Below are 531 nucleotides of genomic sequence, written 5' to 3'. Positions count from 1 at the left end.
CAGTGGCCAGGTTGGTTACGCTGCCTCGGTCCACGTCTTGCTGAGTCACCGTATAGGTCGTCGTGATGGTTTCACTTTCGCCCGGTGCCAGGGTTCCGATGTTCTGATCCAGTCCGGTCAACGGATCGGTAATGGTCACATCGGTCAGGGTGACGTTTCCTGTGTTAGTTACCGTCAAGCTGTACTCGATTACATCGCCTTCCTCGTCGAAGGAAGTGGTAGTCGTCGTCTTCTCGATTTCGATCGCAGGGTTTTTCTCCCCGGTCACTTCGATCTCATCAGTGCCTTCGGTCTCTCCTCCGTCAGGATCAGTACCTGTGGCAGTGGCCAGGTTGGTTACGCTGCCTCGGTCCACGTCTTGCTGAGTCACCGTATAGGTCGTCGTGATGGTTTCACTTTCACCCGGTGCCAGGGTTCCGATGTTCTGATCCAGACCGGTCAACGGATCGGTGATGGTCACATCGGTCAGGGTGACGTTTCCTGTGTTAGTTACCGTCAAGCTGTACTCGATTACATCGCCTTCCTCATCGA

The 531-nt window shown here is 54.8% G+C and carries 1 protein-coding gene; it reads right to left on the bottom strand.

Annotated features, from left to right (window positions below):
• Nucleotides 1-531, bottom strand: a 531-nt coding sequence (locus tag AAA943_RS21810; protein ID WP_420915629.1) for a DUF7507 domain-containing protein, incomplete at both ends; no start/stop codon positions are given.

Source organism: Algoriphagus confluentis (assembly GCF_036245625.1).
GTDB classification, from domain to species: domain Bacteria; phylum Bacteroidota; class Bacteroidia; order Cytophagales; family Cyclobacteriaceae; genus Algoriphagus; species Algoriphagus confluentis.
This window is presented reverse-complemented; position numbering and strand designations above follow the sequence as displayed.